This window comes from Sphingobium sp. B2, assembly GCF_007693735.1.
GTDB classification, from domain to species: Bacteria; Pseudomonadota; Alphaproteobacteria; order Sphingomonadales; family Sphingomonadaceae; genus Sphingobium; species Sphingobium xenophagum.
The window spans coordinates 1,076,135-1,092,645 of sequence record NZ_VDBZ01000001.1 but is presented as its reverse complement, the minus strand read 5'-3'; the positions used below and the strand labels follow the sequence as shown (position 1 = coordinate 1,092,645).

The 16,511-nt window shown below is 62.5% G+C and carries 17 protein-coding genes; 12 read left to right on the top strand and 5 right to left on the bottom strand.

Features of this window, described 5'->3' with window-relative positions; translation table 11 throughout:
- Positions 1-223 precede the first annotated feature (223 nt).
- The 5 genes from FE851_RS05410 (at position 224) to FE851_RS05390 (ending at position 2,512) form a co-directional block, all read left to right on the top strand.
- A complete protein-coding gene (locus FE851_RS05410; protein WP_145200523.1) occupies positions 224-889 on the top strand; it encodes a hypothetical protein in 666 nt (221 codons plus the stop codon).
- Between the two features lie 40 nt (positions 890-929).
- Entirely contained in the window at positions 930-1,319 is a 390-nt protein-coding gene (locus FE851_RS05405) for a phage holin family protein (protein ID WP_145200520.1), read from the top strand.
- On the top strand, positions 1,316-1,639 hold the full coding sequence (locus FE851_RS05400; protein ID WP_145200517.1) for a hypothetical protein: 324 nt from the start codon (positions 1,316-1,318) through the stop codon (positions 1,637-1,639). The genes FE851_RS05405 and FE851_RS05400 overlap by 4 nt, the downstream gene beginning before the upstream one ends.
- On the top strand, positions 1,632-2,186 hold the full coding sequence (locus FE851_RS05395) for a DUF883 family protein (RefSeq protein ID WP_145200513.1): 555 nt from the start codon (positions 1,632-1,634) through the stop codon (positions 2,184-2,186). Before FE851_RS05400 ends, FE851_RS05395 begins: the two co-directional genes overlap by 8 nt.
- Before the next feature lie 104 nt (positions 2,187-2,290).
- Positions 2,291-2,512 carry a DUF4170 domain-containing protein gene (locus tag FE851_RS05390; RefSeq protein ID WP_017184679.1) on the top strand — a complete coding sequence of 74 codons (222 nt, stop codon included), beginning with the start codon at positions 2,291-2,293 and terminating at the stop codon, positions 2,510-2,512.
- A gap of 4 nt (positions 2,513-2,516) precedes the next feature.
- Here the strand turns inward: FE851_RS05390 and FE851_RS05385 are convergent, their stop codons facing one another.
- From FE851_RS05385 to carA, 5 genes are all read right to left on the bottom strand, one after another.
- A complete protein-coding gene (locus FE851_RS05385) occupies positions 2,517-3,155 on the bottom strand; it encodes a rhomboid family intramembrane serine protease (protein WP_019052569.1) in 639 nt (212 codons plus the stop codon).
- 23 nt (positions 3,156-3,178) lie between these two features.
- Positions 3,179-3,655 (bottom strand): transcription elongation factor GreA, encoded by a 477-nt coding sequence (greA, locus tag FE851_RS05380; RefSeq protein ID WP_017184681.1) that lies wholly within the window; start codon positions 3,653-3,655, stop codon positions 3,179-3,181.
- Positions 3,656-3,735: 80 nt separating this feature from the next.
- On the bottom strand, positions 3,736-7,071 hold the full coding sequence (carB, locus tag FE851_RS05375; RefSeq protein WP_145200510.1) for a carbamoyl-phosphate synthase large subunit: 3,336 nt from the start codon (positions 7,069-7,071) through the stop codon (positions 3,736-3,738).
- Positions 7,072-7,378: 307 nt separating this feature from the next.
- Positions 7,379-7,747 carry a ribonuclease E inhibitor RraB gene (locus FE851_RS05370; protein WP_145200507.1) on the bottom strand — a complete coding sequence of 123 codons (369 nt, stop codon included), beginning with the start codon at positions 7,745-7,747 and terminating at the stop codon, positions 7,379-7,381.
- Positions 7,744-8,922 (bottom strand): glutamine-hydrolyzing carbamoyl-phosphate synthase small subunit, encoded by a 1,179-nt coding sequence (gene carA / locus FE851_RS05365; protein WP_145200504.1) that lies wholly within the window; start codon positions 8,920-8,922, stop codon positions 7,744-7,746. Before carA ends, FE851_RS05370 begins: the two co-directional genes overlap by 4 nt.
- A gap of 157 nt (positions 8,923-9,079) precedes the next feature.
- On the opposite strand from carA, the gene FE851_RS05360 reads away from it, so the two are divergent.
- From FE851_RS05360 to FE851_RS05330, 7 genes are all read left to right on the top strand, one after another.
- Entirely contained in the window at positions 9,080-9,532 is a 453-nt protein-coding gene (locus FE851_RS05360) for a GatB/YqeY domain-containing protein (protein ID WP_026002684.1), read from the top strand.
- A 63-nt stretch (positions 9,533-9,595) separates the two neighbouring features.
- Complete coding sequence (locus tag FE851_RS05355; RefSeq protein WP_145204147.1) at positions 9,596-9,976, top strand: endonuclease domain-containing protein; 381 nt, start codon at positions 9,596-9,598, stop codon at positions 9,974-9,976.
- A complete protein-coding gene (dnaG, locus tag FE851_RS05350; RefSeq protein WP_145200501.1) occupies positions 9,976-11,877 on the top strand; it encodes a DNA primase in 1,902 nt (633 codons plus the stop codon). Before FE851_RS05355 ends, dnaG begins: the two co-directional genes overlap by 1 nt.
- 77 nt (positions 11,878-11,954) lie before the next feature.
- A complete protein-coding gene (gene rpoD, locus FE851_RS05345) occupies positions 11,955-14,012 on the top strand; it encodes an RNA polymerase sigma factor RpoD (protein WP_017184689.1) in 2,058 nt (685 codons plus the stop codon).
- 430 nt (positions 14,013-14,442) lie between these two features.
- The gene (locus FE851_RS05340; protein WP_017184690.1) at positions 14,443-15,123 is read left to right on the top strand and encodes a DUF6975 family protein; all 681 of its coding nucleotides are present in this window, start codon (positions 14,443-14,445) and stop codon (positions 15,121-15,123) included.
- A gap of 87 nt (positions 15,124-15,210) precedes the next feature.
- Positions 15,211-16,056, top strand: a complete 846-nt coding sequence (locus FE851_RS05335; RefSeq protein ID WP_145204144.1) for an AAA family ATPase — start codon at positions 15,211-15,213, stop codon at positions 16,054-16,056.
- A gap of 1 nt (position 16,057) precedes the next feature.
- Positions 16,058-16,471, top strand: coding sequence for a GFA family protein (locus tag FE851_RS05330; protein WP_107125042.1), 414 nt, complete (start codon positions 16,058-16,060; stop codon positions 16,469-16,471).
- The last annotated feature ends 40 nt before the right edge of the window (positions 16,472-16,511 follow it).

Sequence of the window (16,511 nt, the reverse complement as noted above, 5' to 3'; positions counted from 1 at the left end):
CCTGAAATATGGCCTGCGCTGCGGCAGGACGCCTATTTTCGCGCTCCGCTTAGCCAGCGCCCCCGTGCTTGGCAATGCAGAGGGGCTTGCATGGGCGGAAAAAATGCCGATGGTCGAAATTGGAACGGCTACGGAACTGTGAGCGACCGCAAAGCATTTGACCCAAGTATCATTTGCCGCGGCGCGCGCCCCAGCCGCGCAACCGAAAGGGAGACTTAGGACCATGGCCGACACGCCCGACACCCCGCCCGCCAAGACAGCGCCGAAAAAGTCGGTCGGCAGGCCGCGCAAGGCCAAGCCGGTCGAGGCCACCGCAGCCAGCGCCCCCGTGGTCAAGGCAACGCCAGTGCGCAAGACGCCCGTGCGCAAGGTAGCGACCACAAAGGCAACGACCGCAAAGGCGACCACCAGCGCGAAGGCCACGAAGAAGCCCGGCAACGGCGCATCATCGACCGGCTGGTCGGCGCAGATCGCGCCCATCAAGGCGAAGGCGGAACAGGCGGCCAAGTCCGCCACCGACGCGCTGGGCGCTGTCGACTGGAAGTCGCATATCGACCCGATCAAGGAACAGGCAGGCAAGACCGCCAAGTCGGCTGCTGGCGTCGCCAAGGAAAAGACCGGCACGGCGATGCAGAGCCTGGCCAAGCTGATTTCCGATACGGCAGGCACGGTCGATGCAAAGCTAGGCCCGCAATACGGCGATTATGCCCGGCAGGCGGCCGAATCGGTTGCCGGCGCGGCGGACACGCTGGACAGCAAGGATGTCGACCAGTTGATGAACGAAGCGCGCGATTTCGTGCGTAAAAGCCCGGCTGTCGCCATCGGCGCGGCGGCGGTGGTCGGCTTCGTGTTGATGCGTCTGGCCAAGGGTTCGGACAGCGACACCTGACATCTGCGCAAAGGCCCCGGCGAACGGGGCGGAGGAAGATTTGACAGACAAGCCAGCGGAAACGGCGGTCACGCCGCAAGCCGACGGGCATGAGGACGCCGCGCCCGACGAATCGGTGCGTGATGTCTTTGCCCGTCTCTATGCCGATGGCCGTGCTTATGCAGCGGCGGAAGCGGACAAGCAAAAGGCGCGCGCCGGCCTTATCGGGGCAGGCGTGCGCGATGCCGCGATCTTTGCCGTGGTGGCGATCATGCTGATATTCGCCACGCTGGTGGCATTCCTGATCGGGCTGATCATCGCGCTATCGCCACAGCTTGGCCCGCTTTGGGCGACCTTCGCGGTGCTGGGCGCCAGCCTGCTGGTCACGACCGGGCTTTTGCTGATGGCAAAGGCACGGATCTCCCGGATGAAGAAGGCGATTACCCCATGAGTGGTGCGTTGCAATATCGTGAGGCTGTCGCGCGGGCCGAGGCCGCAAAACAAAGCCTGATTTCCAGCGCTCAGGCTGCCAAAGCGCGGGTAACGCCCGCCAGGTTGAAGCAGGACGCGACGACCAAGGTGGTGGATGTTGCGATGGACGGCATGGCCTATGCCGCCGCCACGGCTCGGCAGCGGCCAGCCATGGTCGGGGCGGCGGGCGCGGCCATCCTCCTCTTCCTTGTCCGTCGCCCGCTCGCGGCACTTTTCGGGCGGCTGTACGTTGGACATACCGACACGAACCCCGACCACTCGGAGACTGAAAATGGCTGATATTCGCGCCCAACTGAGCCGCGTTCGCGAAGCGGCAAATGATGTCGCGGCAAGCGCGACGGACAAGATCAAGGATGGCACCGGAAAAGCCCGCGAAGGCGCAGGCGAGCTGATCCAGACCAGCCGGGACAAAGCGAGCGAAGCCTATGGCGACGCGCGCGACCGTACGCAGAAGATCGCGACGCGCGCCAATCAGATCGTGCAGGAGCATCCGGTCGTGGCCGTCGCTGGCGCCGTCGCGGCGGGCGCGCTGGTCGCATGGATGTTCCCCAAGAGCCGGGCTGCAATGAAAGCGCTGCCGGGCATTGCCAGCGCCGCTGGTGCGCGCGTGGTCGAGGCGGCAATTGCTGCCCGATCGGCCGCGACCGATGGCGCGGAATCGATCAAGCAGAGCGCAAGCGATCTGGCCACCACGGCGCGCAAGACGGCAGCGTCGAGCGATCTGCCGGGCAAGGCTACGCACATTACCGAAGATGTCGTGGCCCTCGTCAACGCCAAGGTTGACGCGCTGGCGGATGCGATAAAGGCGCGATTGCCGAAAAACTAATCGCGCCGGCAGCAAAAGCACGCAATTGCCCCCTCTGCCCCCCTTGGATGGACGCTGCACCGCTGCTAGGAGCAGCGTTCACCCAAAAGAGGACAGATAACGCCATGAGCAAAATGCATCTGGTGATGGGCGGTCGCGTTACCGATCCACAGACACTGGATTTTCAGGACCTGAGCAAGGTCGATCTGGTCGGCGTGTTCCCTGACTATGTGTCGGCCGAGAAAGCGTGGCGCAGCGCCGCGCAGCGGACCGTCGACGACGCGGAAATGCGCTATGTGATCGTGCATCTGCACCGGCTGCTGGAACCGGAACTGCCGTCCAGCTGATGATTTAGTTGAGGGGCTGGGGCGGCTTTCGGAAACGCCAGCGCAACAGCGGGCGCGTCAGCACCAGCCCCACAAGAAAGCCGCCAATATGCGCGGCAATGGCGATCTGGCCAAGCTGCCCCATCCCGCCAGCGGTCGCGATGCCGATCATCAGTTGCAAGCCGATCCACGCCGCCGCCAGCCAGAGCAGGCGCACGATATTGGCCGAGATCGGCCCAATGCTGCGCACCGTCTGCTGACTGTATAGCAGGGCATAGGTTGCCATGATCGCCGAGATCGCACCGCTGGCGCCCACCATCGGATTGGTCGAACCGGGGTCGATCGCCCATTGCGCGGCGCATGCGCCATAAGCGCCGGTCAGATAGAGGCAGAGCGTACCGCCCTTCCCCAATACCTGTTCGACCTGCCGCCCGCAAAAGACCAGCATCAGCAGGTTGAAACCGATATGCAGCCAGCCTGCGTGGATCAGCGTGCAACTGAGCGGCGTCAACCAGGCAGGGACCGCCGCCATGCCATCCAGCAGCGCCGGATCGGCAATGCGCGCAGGAATGAAGCCGCCGATGATGGCCGCATCATCCGTGCGCCCGGTCAGATCAAGCAGCAGAAACGCGACGAAGGTTATCGCCGCGATCCCGTTGGTCATCCTGCCTGCAGGTAATCTCACGATCAGATGAAGTCGATTTTTTCGACCTGGTAGAATTTGTCGCCAGACGGGACCGACACTTCCACATCTTCACCGACCGTGCGGCCAATCAGCGCGCGGCCAAGCGGGCTGTTATAGGAAATCATGCCCAGCTTCGCGTCCGCCTCGGCCTGACCCACGATCTGATATTTGACCGGCTTGTCATCCTCGTCCAGCAAGGTGACGGTCGCGCCGAACACGATCTTGTCGCCCGACAGGCTTTTGGGATCGATGATCTGCGCGCGCGAAAGCTTGTCCTCCAGATCGGAGATGGTGGCCTCCACCTGACCCTGACGTTCCTTCGCCGCATGATATTCGGCATTTTCCGACAGGTCGCCATGGGCGCGCGCCTCTTCGATGGCGTCAACGATCAATGGCCGTTCAGCCTTGAGTTCGCGGAGTTGCCCCATGAGCTTGTCATAGCCCACCTGCAACATCGGCATCTTCTCAACGGTCGCCATTATGCAAATCCTTCGTCAAAACTTCCCTTTGGCGGCGACCAACATGGTGCCACCCGCAGCGTGTGTCCTTGTGCAGGGGATCAGGCTTGCGACAGGGGATAATAGGACTGGAGCGACCGCACTTCAAGGGGATGGTCCCGCAAAGCCTCGATTGCATCCGCCGCGGCGACGCTGGCGGCGGCGGTGGTGAAACTGGCAATCTTCGCCCGTAGAGCCGATGTGCGGATCGCCTTGCTGTCCTTCAAGGACTGCCAGCCTTCGGTGGTGTTGAAGATCAGCTGCACGTCGCCGTCGGTGATCCGGTCGACGATGTGCGGACGGCCCTGCGCCACCTTGTTGACGGTTTCGACCGCGATGCCATGATCCGCCAGGAAGGTCGCGGTGCCGCCGGTCGCGATGATGCGGAAGCCCATGGCGGCCAGCTTCTTGGCAGCGGGCAGGATGACCTGCTTGTCACCATCCTTCAGCGATATGAACACCGTGCCGCCAGTCGGCAACATGGTGCCAGCGCCGATCTGCGCCTTGGCGAAGGCGGTGGCGAAATCGCTATCGATTCCCATGACTTCGCCGGTGCTCTTCATTTCCGGTGACAGGACCGGATCAACGCCGGGGAAGCGGCCGAAGGGGAATACCGCTTCCTTGACCGCGACATGGTTGATCGCGTTGCGGTCGATCTTGGGCAGCGTTTCCAGCTTCTCGCCCGCCATCACGCGCGCGGCGATCTTGGCGATGGGGGTACCGATCGCCTTGGCCACGAAGGGGACGGTGCGGCTGGCACGCGGGTTCACCTCAATGAGGTAAACCGTGCCATCCTTGACCGCGAACTGGATGTTCATCAGCCCGCGCACCGACAGGGCATGCGCCAATATTTCGGTCTGCCGTTCGATTTCCGCGATGATGTCATTGCTCAGGCTATAGGGCGGCAGCGAGCAGGCGCTGTCGCCCGAATGGACGCCGGCTTCCTCGATATGCTGGAGCACGCCAGCCACGACGACATCGGCGCCGTCGCACAGGGCATCGACGTCAACCTCTATCGCGTCGCGCAGATACTGGTCGATCAGCACAGGCGATTCGCCCGACACCAGAACGGCGGTCGTGATATATTCTTCCAGCTGCGCCTGCCCGTCGACAATCTCCATCGCCCGGCCACCCAGCACATAGCTGGGGCGCATGAGGACGGGATAGCCGATGCGGTTGGCGACCGCGATCGCCTCTTCCCGGCTGCGGGCGATGCCGTTGGCGGGCTGGCGCAGCTTCAGCTTGTCGATCAGCGCGGCAAAGCGCTCGCGGTCTTCGGCCAGGTCAATGGCGTCGGGGGACGTGCCCAGGATCGGGATGCCCGCATCCTCCAGCGCCTGCGCCAGCTTGAGCGGGGTCTGGCCGCCAAACTGGACGATGACGCCCTTGAGCGTCCCTTTCGATTTTTCGATGTCGAGGATTTCCAGCACATCCTCGGCGGTCAGCGGCTCGAAATAGAGGCGATCCGACGTGTCATAGTCGGTGGACACGGTTTCGGGGTTGCAGTTGACCATGATGGTTTCATAGCCGACGTCGCTCAATGCAAAGCAGGCATGGACGCAGCAATAGTCGAATTCGATCCCCTGCCCGATCCGGTTCGGCCCGCCGCCCAGAATGACCACCTTTTCGCGATCCGTCGGGGCGGATTCATTTTCTGCTTCCCCAAAGATCGGCGCTTCATAGGTCGAATACATATAGGGCGTTTTCGCCTCGAACTCGGCGGCGCAGGTGTCGATACGCTTGAACACCGGGCGCACACCCAGCTTATGGCGCAGCGCGCGCACTTCATCCTCGGTCACGCCGCCGGTCATCGCCTTGACCGCTTCGTGGATCAGGCCGGAACCGCGCGCAATGCCGCGTTCCATGCCGCGCAGATTGGCGGATTTGAGCGCGAGATAGGCCAGGCGTTTGTCGGAAAAGCCCATGGATTTCAGGCGACGCATCCCGTCCGCATCGCGCGGCAGGCCGTTTTCCAGAACCTCGCCTTCCGCATCGATAATTTCCTTGATCCGTTCAAGGAACCAGGGATCGAACTTGGCGATATTGTGGATTTCGCTGACGCTCAGCCCTTCGCGCAACGCCTGGGCCGCGACCAGCAATCGGTCGGGCGTGGGCTGCGACAAGGCGGCGACGATGTCATCCTTGGGCGCGCCGACCAGATGTTCGACATCGTTAAAGCCGCACAGGCCGGTTTCCAGACCGCGCAGCGCCTTCTGCATCGATTCATGGATGTTGCGCCCGATCGCCATGACTTCGCCGACCGATTTCATCGCGGTGCCAAGCAGCGGTTCAGCACCCTTGAACTTTTCGAACGCGAAGCGCGGGATCTTCGTCACGACATAGTCGATGGTCGGCTCGAAGCTGGCAGGCGTCGCGCCGGTAATGTCGTTGGTAATCTCGTCGAGCGTGTAACCGACGGCCAGCTTGGCCGCGACCTTGGCGATCGGGAAACCGGTCGCCTTCGACGCGAGGGCCGAGGAGCGCGAGACGCGCGGGTTCATCTCGATCACGATCAGGCGGCCATCCTTGGGATTGACCGCGAACTGCACGTTGGAACCGCCTGTTTCGACGCCGATTTCGCGCAGCACCGCAATGGATGCGTTGCGCATGATCTGATATTCCTTGTCGGTCAGCGTCAGCGCCGGGGCGACCGTGATCGAGTCCCCGGTATGGACGCCCATCGGATCGACATTTTCGATCGAGCAGATGATGATGCAATTGTCGTGCTTGTCGCGCACGACCTCCATCTCATATTCTTTCCAGCCGAGCAGCGATTCCTCGATCAGCACTTCGGTGGTGGGCGATGCGTCGAGGCCACCGCGCACGATGGTCATGAACTCGTCGCGATTATAGGCGATGCCGCCGCCGGTGCCGCCCATGGTGAAGCTGGGGCGGATGATCGAAGGAAGCCCTGTAAACTCCAGCGCCTCCAGCGCCTCCTCCATGGAGTGGGCGATGCGCGAACGGGCGGATTCCAGGCCGATCTTGTCCATGGCGTCGCGGAACTTGATCCGGTCCTCCGCCTTGTCGATGGCTTCGGCGTCAGCGCCGATCATCTGGACGCCGAACTTCTCCAGCGTGCCGTCATTGAACAAAGCCAGCGCGGTGTTGAGCGCGGTCTGCCCGCCCATCGTCGGCAGCACCGCATCCGGCCGCTCCTTCTCGATGATCTTCGCCACGATTTCGGGCGTGATCGGCTCGACATAGGTGGCGTCGGCAAATTCCGGGTCGGTCATGATCGTGGCCGGGTTGGAATTGACCAGGATGATGCGATAGCCCTCTTCCTTGAGCGCCTTCACCGCCTGCGTGCCCGAATAATCGAACTCGCACGCCTGGCCGATGATGATCGGACCAGCGCCGATGATGAGGATGGAGGAGATGTCGGTGCGTTTGGGCATTAGTTTATAATCACCGTAATAGGATAATCGACTTCAATACCCTCCGCTTTAGCTTTGGGTATCAGGCAATTTGTGATGCGCGACTGCCGTGCAATGACCTTGTCGTAGCCCGGAGGCTCAGAGCCAGCATAATATATGCCCGTTTCGTGGCGCTCTCTTAACCTAATGGCCGGTCGCCAAAAGCTGCTTTTGAAACGAAGGTCTTTTAGGCCGCACTGCTGAGCAATATCCACCATACGCTGCGACGGCGACTGGCAGGCTGAGAGAGAACCAGCTGCTGCTAGCAAGAACGCTATGCTCCGCTCCATCAATGCACCGCCCCCGTCCGCGCCTCGCACCCCCAGCCGTCATATTCGACGCCGCAGAGTATCTCGATCTGGAGGCATTTCTTCGTCAGGGCGCGGATCGAGGCTTCGTCGACTGCCTGTTCGCATTCCAGGAACAGGAACAGGTCGCCTTCCTCATCTTCCTCCCGGTCCAGTTCGACGAAGCCGAACTGGCTGGCGATGGTCAGGACGCGCTCGAAATCCTTTTCCGATCCGCGAAAGCTCACATCCACCGGGCGCGGGATCATCGCCTTGTCGCCATTGGCGGCGAGGTTGGCGAGGACTTGCTTGTCCGCTTCCCATTCGGCGGCCAGCCGCGCTTCATCGACGGGAGGCAGCTTGATGCTCATGCCGCCACGGCTTTTTTGAGGCCATCGACGAAGCGCTGGAACAGATAGAAGCTGTCCTGCGGGCCGGGCGAGGCTTCGGGGTGATACTGGACCGAGAAGGCGTTTTTGTCAGTGAGCGCAATGCCGCAATTGCTGCCGTCGAACAGCGAGACATGGGTGGCGCGGACATTGGCGGGCAGCGTGGCCGCGTCGACCGCAAAACCGTGGTTCATGCTGGTAATCTCGACCAGCCCGTCCTCCAGCCGCTTGACCGGATGGTTCGCGCCGCGGTGGCCCTGATGCATCTTGATGGTCTTTGCGCCGACGGCCAGGCCCAGCAACTGGTGGCCAAGGCAGATGCCGAACACGGGAATGTCCGCGTCCAGCACCTGCCGGATCACCGGCACGGCGTATGCGCCGGTCGCGGCGGGATCGCCCGGTCCGTTGGAGAGGAACACGCCATCGGGCGACAGGGCCGACACCTGATCGAAGGTCGCGGTGGCGGGCAGCACGGTGACGCGCGCGCCAGCCTTTACCAGATTACGGAAGATATTGTTCTTCGCGCCATAGTCGATGGCGACGACATGAGGGCGGTCAGCGCCCGCCTCGCCAAGGCTATAGCCCTTGCCCAGCGTCCAGCCGCCATCGTTCCACAAGCGGCTGTCCTTGGCGGTGACTTCGATGGCCAGGTCCATGCCCTCCAGCCCCGGCCAGGCGGCGGCCTTGGCAGCCAGCGCGGCGATGTCAAACTGACCGTCGGGATCATGGGCGATGACGATGTTGGGCGCGCCCTTTTCGCGGATCATGCGGGTCAGCGCACGGGTATCGACGCCCGACAGGCCGATGCGGCCATGATCGCGCATCCATGCGTCAAATGGCTGGACGTTGCGGAAATTGCTCGGCTCCGTCACGTCCTGCCGCACGACGCAGCCCAGCGCGAAGGGCGTGTCCGCTTCCACATCGTCGGCGTTGGTGCCGACATTGCCGATATGGGGGAAGGTGAAGGTCACGACCTGCCCCGCATAGCTGGGGTCGGTCATGATTTCCTGATAGCCGGTGATGGCGGTGTTGAAGCAAAGTTCGCCCACCGCTTCGCCCACCGCGCCGAAGCCACGGCCGAACACGGCGGAACCATCGGCAAAAACCAATACCCCTGTCGCTCCTTTGGGCACAATGAGGGTCTTGGCGTCAGCCATGGTCGGGTGGTCCTTTTTTGCTTTTGCGGGGTCCCGTCTGGTGCGGGTTAAACGGCCGGTCACCTATGCCTGTGCGACGTCGCGGTCAACGCCTGTTAAAAATCTCTTTTGGCGTTATATCTACTTCTTTCCCGATCAGAACAGGATTCGCTTCGCCATGATTCGCGATACCATCAAGAGCGCCCAGATCACAGCCATGAAGGCGGGCGACAAGGAACGTCTGGCCGCCGTGCGCCTGATCCTGGCCAAGCTGAAGGACCGCGACATCGAATTGCGCGTGGCCACCAGCGTGCCCGACGACGATGTGGTCGTGGTCGAAGTGCTGCAAAAGATGGTCAAGCAGCGCCGCGAATCGATCGACATGTTCAAAAATGGCGGGCGCGACGAACTGGCCGCCAAGGAACAGAGCGAGCTGGACGTGATCGAAAGCTTCCTGCCGCAACAGTTGAGCGAGGATGAGACGAAGGCGGCGATCGAGGGGATCAAGGCCGAAGTCGGCGCGGCGAGCGTCAAGGATATGGGCAAGGTGATGGCAGTGCTGAAGGAACGGCACGGCCAGGTGATCGACATGAGCAAGGCAAGCGCGCTGGTGAAGGCGGCGCTGAACTAAACCGGCGCTTGTGGCTCCCCTCCCGCTTGCGGGAGGGGTCAGGGGAGGGCATGTTTGACCCCAATGGACAAAGGCTATGCCCGCCCTACCGCAAGAGCGCGCGCCCTGCGCAATAATGCGACGGACGCAGAGCGCGTGCTGTGGCAGGCGATCAGCGCGCGCAAAGTTTCCGGCATCCGGTTCAACCGCCAGGTGCCTGTCGGCCCGTTCATCTGCGACTTTGTGGCACGATCCATTGGTCTGGTGATCGAGGTTGATGGCGGCCAGCACGAGGATGCCGTCGATGCGGAACGAACGCGCTATATCGAAGCGCAGGGATTTCGCGTGATCCGTTTCTGGAACAATGATGTGTTGGGCAATCTGGACGGAGTGATCGAGGACATTATGCGCGTCGTGGCGGACATGCCCTCCCCCAACCCCTCCCGCAAGCGGGAGTGGGGTTAATGTCCCTGACCCCCGCCTTTCTCGATGAATTGCGTGCGCGTACATCGCTGTCCACGCTGATCGGGCGTACGGTGAAGGTGCAGAAGGCGGGGCGCGAATATAAGGCGTGCTGCCCGTTCCATAACGAGAAAACGCCCAGCTTCACGATCAATGACGAGAAGGGCTTTTACCACTGTTTCGGCTGCGGCGCGCATGGCGATGCGATCCGGTGGATGACGGACCAGCGCGGCCTGCCCTTCATGGAGGCGGTGAAGGAACTGGCGCAGGCGGCGGGGATGGAAGTCCCCGCGGCCGATCCGCGCGCGGCCAAACGGGCGGAGGCGGCCAAAGGGCTGCATGACGCGATGGCGGCGGCACAGGGCTTTTTCGAGGAGCAACTGGGCGGCATCGACGGGGCGGACGCGCGGGCCTATCTGGGCAAGCGCGGCATCAGCGATGCGACACGACGAGCGTTCGGCTTTGGTTATTCGCCCGATGGACGCGGGCGGCTGAAAAGCGCGCTCAAGGAATTTGGCGAACCGATGCTGGTCGAGGCGGGCCTCCTGATCGACCCGGACGGTGCCGAGCCGGATGGCGGCAAAACCAGAAAGCGCGACACGTACGACCGCTTCCGCGGGCGGCTGATGCTGCCGATCCGCGATATTCGCGGGCGGGTGATTGCGTTTGGCGGGCGGATATTGGGCGCGGGGGAGCCGAAATATCTCAATTCCCCCGACACGCCTTTGTTCGACAAGGGACGCACCCTCTACAATATCGACCGCGCCTCCCCCGCCAGCCGCAATACGGGCCGGGTGATCGTGGTCGAAGGCTATATGGACGTGGTCGCGCTGGCGCAGGCGGGCTTTGCCGATGCGGTTGCGCCGCTGGGCACGGCGCTGACCGAGCATCAGATCGAACGATTGTGGAAGATGGTCGAGGTGCCGATCCTGTGCTTCGATGGCGATTCGGCGGGGCAGAAGGCGGCGATCCGCGCGGCAATGCGCGCCCTGCCCCTGCTGCGCCCCGGCCATAGCCTGGCCTTTGCGACGCTGCCTGCCGGCAAAGACCCCGACGACCTGATCCGCGCCGAAGGGCCAGCGGCGATGGACGCGGTGCTGGCCGCCGCGCAACCGCTGGTCGACCGGCTGTGGAGCCATGAACAGACTGTCGCGCCGCTCGATACGCCCGAACAAAAGGCGGCGCTCAAGCAAAGGCTGGCCGGGATTACCGAGGCGATCGGCCATCCCGACGTGCGCGCCCATTATGCCCATGCGTTCCGCGAGCGCTATGACGCGCTGTTTTTCGCCCGGCCCGCCTTCAGCAACGCCCCGCGCGGGCAAGGTGCCAGTAATGCTGGCCGTTGGCAGCGCGACAAGAAGGGGAATTGGAAACCGCCGATCGCTCCGGTCGGCCAGGAAGCCCGCGCGATCGGCGCAACCGGCATGGAACAAAGGCTGTTGCGCGCGATTCTGGCCAGTTTGCTGCGCCATCCCGACCAGATTGTTCGCCATCGCGAGACACTGGCGAGCCTGCAAGTGGCGGATCGGGCGCTGGGTCAATTGCTCGCCGCGATGATTGCTGCATCCTTTCGCAAAGAAACAGTTGAAACCGATGGCCTCCTTACCATATTGGGGCCAGGTGAAGTGTATAATATGGCGAAGGGGATGCTTCGGGCCGACACGTTCACATTCACCCCCCACAGGATGACAACCGACGCCGATCGCGTGACCCGCGATCTGGAGGAGGCCATTCGGGTGATGGCGCAGGGACCGGAGCTGGACGCTGCATTGGCGGAGGCGACGAGACGGGCGAGAGAAGACCTCAACGAGGCAAGCTATGCCGAGCAGCAACGGGTCCATCGGCTGAAAATGGACCATGAAAGCCGCCTGGCGGAACTCGCGCAGTCCGACGACATTGAGTGATATGATCGTCCCGTCATGGGACGAGGGATTTGAATGATCGCTCCGGCAAGAAGGAGCGGCGGAGTTAAGGCGAATAAATGGCGACCAAGGCGAACAGCAAAAGTGCGGGTGCGGGTGATGGCGGAGATGAAGGTGGCGATGCCCCGCTGCTCGACCTGAACGAAGCCTCGGTCAAGAAGCTGCTCGCCCGTGCCAAGAAGCGCGGCTACATCACCTATGACGAGCTGAACAGCGCCCTGCCCCAGGACCAGATGTCGTCCGAGCAGATCGAGGATGTCATGTCCGCGCTCAACGATATGGGCGTCAACATCGTCGAAAATGAAGAAGCCGGCGATGATGGTGAGGACCAGCAGCGCGAGGACGACAATGACGACGCCAATGAAGTGGCGGAGGACGATGACGGCTCGCCCCGGCTGATCACCGAAAAGAAGAAGGAAACGGTCGATCGCACCGACGATCCCGTTCGCATGTATCTGCGCGAAATGGGCGCGGTGGAACTGCTCAGCCGTGAGGGCGAAATCGCCATCGCCAAGCGGATCGAGGCCGGTCGCGACACCATGATCCTGGGCCTGTGCGAAAGCCCGACGACCTTCAACGCGATCATCGAATGGTCGACGGCGCTCAACAATGGCGAAATGCAACTGCGCGAGATTCTGGATCTCGACGCGATGCTGTCCAAGGACCCTGCGCCCGAAAGCCTGGAAGAAGGCGCCGAGGATGATGATGGCGAAATAAGCGAAAAGACCGCCGGTCCCAGCTTCAAGGAAGAGGAGGAGCCCGAAGAGGAGTCCGCCGACGCCGACGAGGATGAGGATGGTTCGGGCGAGCGTCGTACCCGCCGCGCCGAAGAGGAAGAGGAAGAGGACAACACCCTCTCCCTTGCGCAGATGGAAGAAACGCTCAAGCCGATGGCGCTGGAGAAGTTTGCGACCATCACGGAGATTTTCCGTGCCTTTTCGAGCATCCAGGCCGCGCGCATGCTGGCCATGGGCAATGGCGACGCGCTGAGCCAGGCGGAAGAGGATCGCTATCACGAACTGCGCGAAAGCCTGACCGCCGAGGTCGAAAGCGTCCAGTTCCACCAGCAGAAGATCGAATATCTGGTCGATCAGCTCTATGCCTATAACCGGCGCCTGACCGCGCTGGGCGGCCAGATGCTGCGTCTGGCCGAACGGCACAAGGTGCCGCGCAAGGACTTTCTCGACCGCTATGTGAACCATGAGCTGGACGATGGCTGGCTGGACCGGGTTGCGGGTATCGACAAGAAATGGACCGCCTTCGTCGCTGCTGAAGGGCGCGCGGTGGAACGCATCCGCACCGAAGTCAGCGAAATCGCGCAGGCGACCGGCATGTCGCTCAGCGAGTTCCGCCGCATCGTCAACATGGTGCAGAAGGGCGAGCGCGAGGCGCGGATCGCCAAGAAGGAAATGGTCGAGGCGAACCTGCGCCTCGTCATCTCCATCGCTAAAAAATATACGAACCGTGGCCTGCAATTCCTTGATCTTATTCAGGAAGGCAATATCGGCCTGATGAAGGCCGTCGATAAGTTCGAATATCGCCGCGGTTACAAGTTCAGCACCTATGCGACCTGGTGGATCCGTCAGGCGATCACCCGGTCGATCGCGGATCAGGCGCGGACCATCCGTATTCCGGTCCATATGATCGAAACGATCAACAAGCTGGTCCGCACCAGCCGCCAGTTCCTGCACGAGCAGGGCCGCGAACCGACCCCGGAGGAGATGGCCGAGCGCCTGTCCATGCCGCTGGAGAAGGTGCGCAAGGTGATGAAGATCGCCAAGGAGCCGATCAGCCTCGAAACGCCGATCGGCGACGAGGAAGACAGCCATCTGGGCGACTTCATCGAGGACAAGAATGCGATCATCCCGGTGGATGCCGCGATCCAGGCGAACCTGAAGGAAACCGTCACCCGCGTGCTGGCGTCGCTGACCCCGCGCGAGGAACGCGTGCTGCGGATGCGCTTTGGCATCGGCATGAATACCGACCATACGCTGGAGGAAGTGGGCCAGCAGTTCAGCGTGACCCGCGAACGTATCCGCCAGATCGAGGCAAAGGCGCTGCGCAAGCTCAAGCATCCGAGCCGCAGCCGCAAGATGCGCAGTTTCCTCGATCAATAAGCTGCTGCTTATCGGTAAGTATCAAAGGGCGGTCTGATTGGGCCGCCCTTTTTTATGGCGATCATGTCGTTTGCCGACACGACATTGGCGGATTGCACAGGCCCATCCTCCTTTTGTATCGCATATGATTTCTCGTCATGACACAACGTCATCCTGAATTTATTTCAGGATCCATTTCCCGTAACTAGCGGCCGTCTGTGGTGCACGATGGATGCTGAAACAAGTTCAGCATGACGAGGAAGGAGCAGACAGTTCCCCATGCGATACCCCTTTCCCGCCGGGGGAGGATGAACGCTTTCAAAACGCCATTAGCGCCTTGGCAAAGATCGTGATCGCCTTTTTTCTCGTCCGTAAACCGCTCCTTTACCCCGTTCCCGTAGCTTGACCGTCAAATCCCCGCTGGCGGACCGGGGCGAACAGGGAATGGCATATGAGCGAAGCGGCACCACGCTATCAATTTGGCGATATATCGCGGATATTGGAGGCGCTCGTCGCTGCCGATGGCACGGCAGCCCATGCCTATGCCAATCGCGCGGGCGCCAGCGTGGCGCGGGATTCGCTTCTGTCGCTGGGTGATCTGGCGGATGGTGCCTATTATCTGTGCCTGCTGCATGGTCGGCATCCCGGCGTGATCGATCATGCCGCCACGCGATCGGCCGACAATGCCGCCCGTGCATGGTTGATCGAGGCCGCCGATTCCTTCGCATCCGAACGCGCCTATCTGACCCAGGTTTCGGTTGCCGTCGGCCCCGCCCCCAGCACGGCGGGCCAGGCCGATTGCGAAACCACCGTTGGCCAGCAACGCCATGCGCTCGACATGCTGGCCCAGTCCGACCGGCGCGGTTGCGCCATGGGCGCGGCGATGGCGCTGGTGCTCGACTGGCGCGCGGTGCGCCACATCCTCGACATGGCGGCGCTTCGTGCCGGCATGGAGCCGCACCGCTGCACCCTGCCCGAACGGGCCGCCACGCTGGAGGTCGCGCGCGCGATCGGCGGGGATGACGTGGTCGACCGGGCCATCCAGTTCGGCGCGCGCCAGTTGCTGAACCAGCATCGCGGCCTGTGGGATCTGCTGGCCGCCCGCGCCGACATCCGCGCGCGCCAGAACTGATCCTGGGGCCATATCGCCCGCGCGGCTTGCGCACCCGCATCGCTTTGCCTAGTCCGGTAGCCATGACAGGCAAGCGGACGAACTATGATGCGTTTTGAAGGCACCCAGGATTATGTCGCCACCGACGACCTGAAGGTCGCGGTCAATGCCGCGGTGCTGCTGCGCCGCCCGCTGCTGGTGAAGGGGGAGCCGGGCACCGGCAAGACCGTGCTGGCGCAGGAGATTGCGACAGCGCTGGGCGCGCCGCTGATCGAATGGAACGTCAAATCGACGACCAAGGCGCATCAGGGCCTGTATGAATATGACGCCGTCGCCCGTCTGCGCGACAGCCAGCTGGGCGACGAGCGCGTCCACGACATTGCCAACTATATCCGCAAGGGCAAGCTGTGGGAGGCATTCACCTCCCCTACCCTGCCCGTGCTGCTGATCGACGAGATCGACAAGGCCGACATCGAATTTCCCAACGACCTGTTGCAGGAACTCGATCGCATGGCGTTCCATGTGTATGAGACTGGCGAGACGATCGCGGCCAAGGATCGCCCGATCGTCATCATCACGTCGAACAATGAGAAGGAATTGCCCGACGCCTTCCTGCGTCGCTGCTTCTTCCACTATATCAAATTCCCCGATCGCGACACGATGCAGGCGATCGTCGATGTGCATTTCCCCGGTATCCAGAAAATCCTGGTGTCGAAGGCGATGGATATTTTCTACGACATCCGCGACGTGCCGGGCCTGAAGAAAAAGCCCAGCACCAGCGAGTTGCTCGACTGGCTCAAGCTGCTGCTGAATGAGGATATGCCGCTGGACGTCCTCCAGAACAGCGATCCGACCAAGGCCATCCCGCCGCTTCATGGGGCGCTCCTCAAAAATGAGCAGGATGTGATGATGTTCGAGCGGCTGGCCTTCATGGCGCCGCGTCAGGGGCGCTGACATGGCGCATGAAGGCGGATGCCTGTGCGGTGCCGTCCGCATCAGGATCGACGCGGAACCGATGGCGGCGCGGCAATGCTGGTGCCGCCTGTGCCAATATCTGGGCGGCGGGTCCGGCACGGTGAATATCTGCTTCCCCAGCGAGCATGTCGTCACCACCGGCGAGGTACGCTGGCATGATAGTGTTGCCGACAGCGGCAATGCGATGAAGCGCGGCTTCTGCCCGACCTGCGGCACGCCGTTGTTCAGCCTGGCCGAATCGCGTTCGCACCTGACCTTCATCCGCGCCGGCGCGCTGGACGATCCGGCACTGTTGGGTCCGCAGGCCATTATCTGGACCGATGCAGCCCCTGCCTGGGCCCATCATGATCCCGACCTGCCCCATTATCCGGCACAAATCCCGCCTGTCGCCTGATTTAGACTCTTGCGCGCACGCGCTTTGCCTGTAGCCTTTC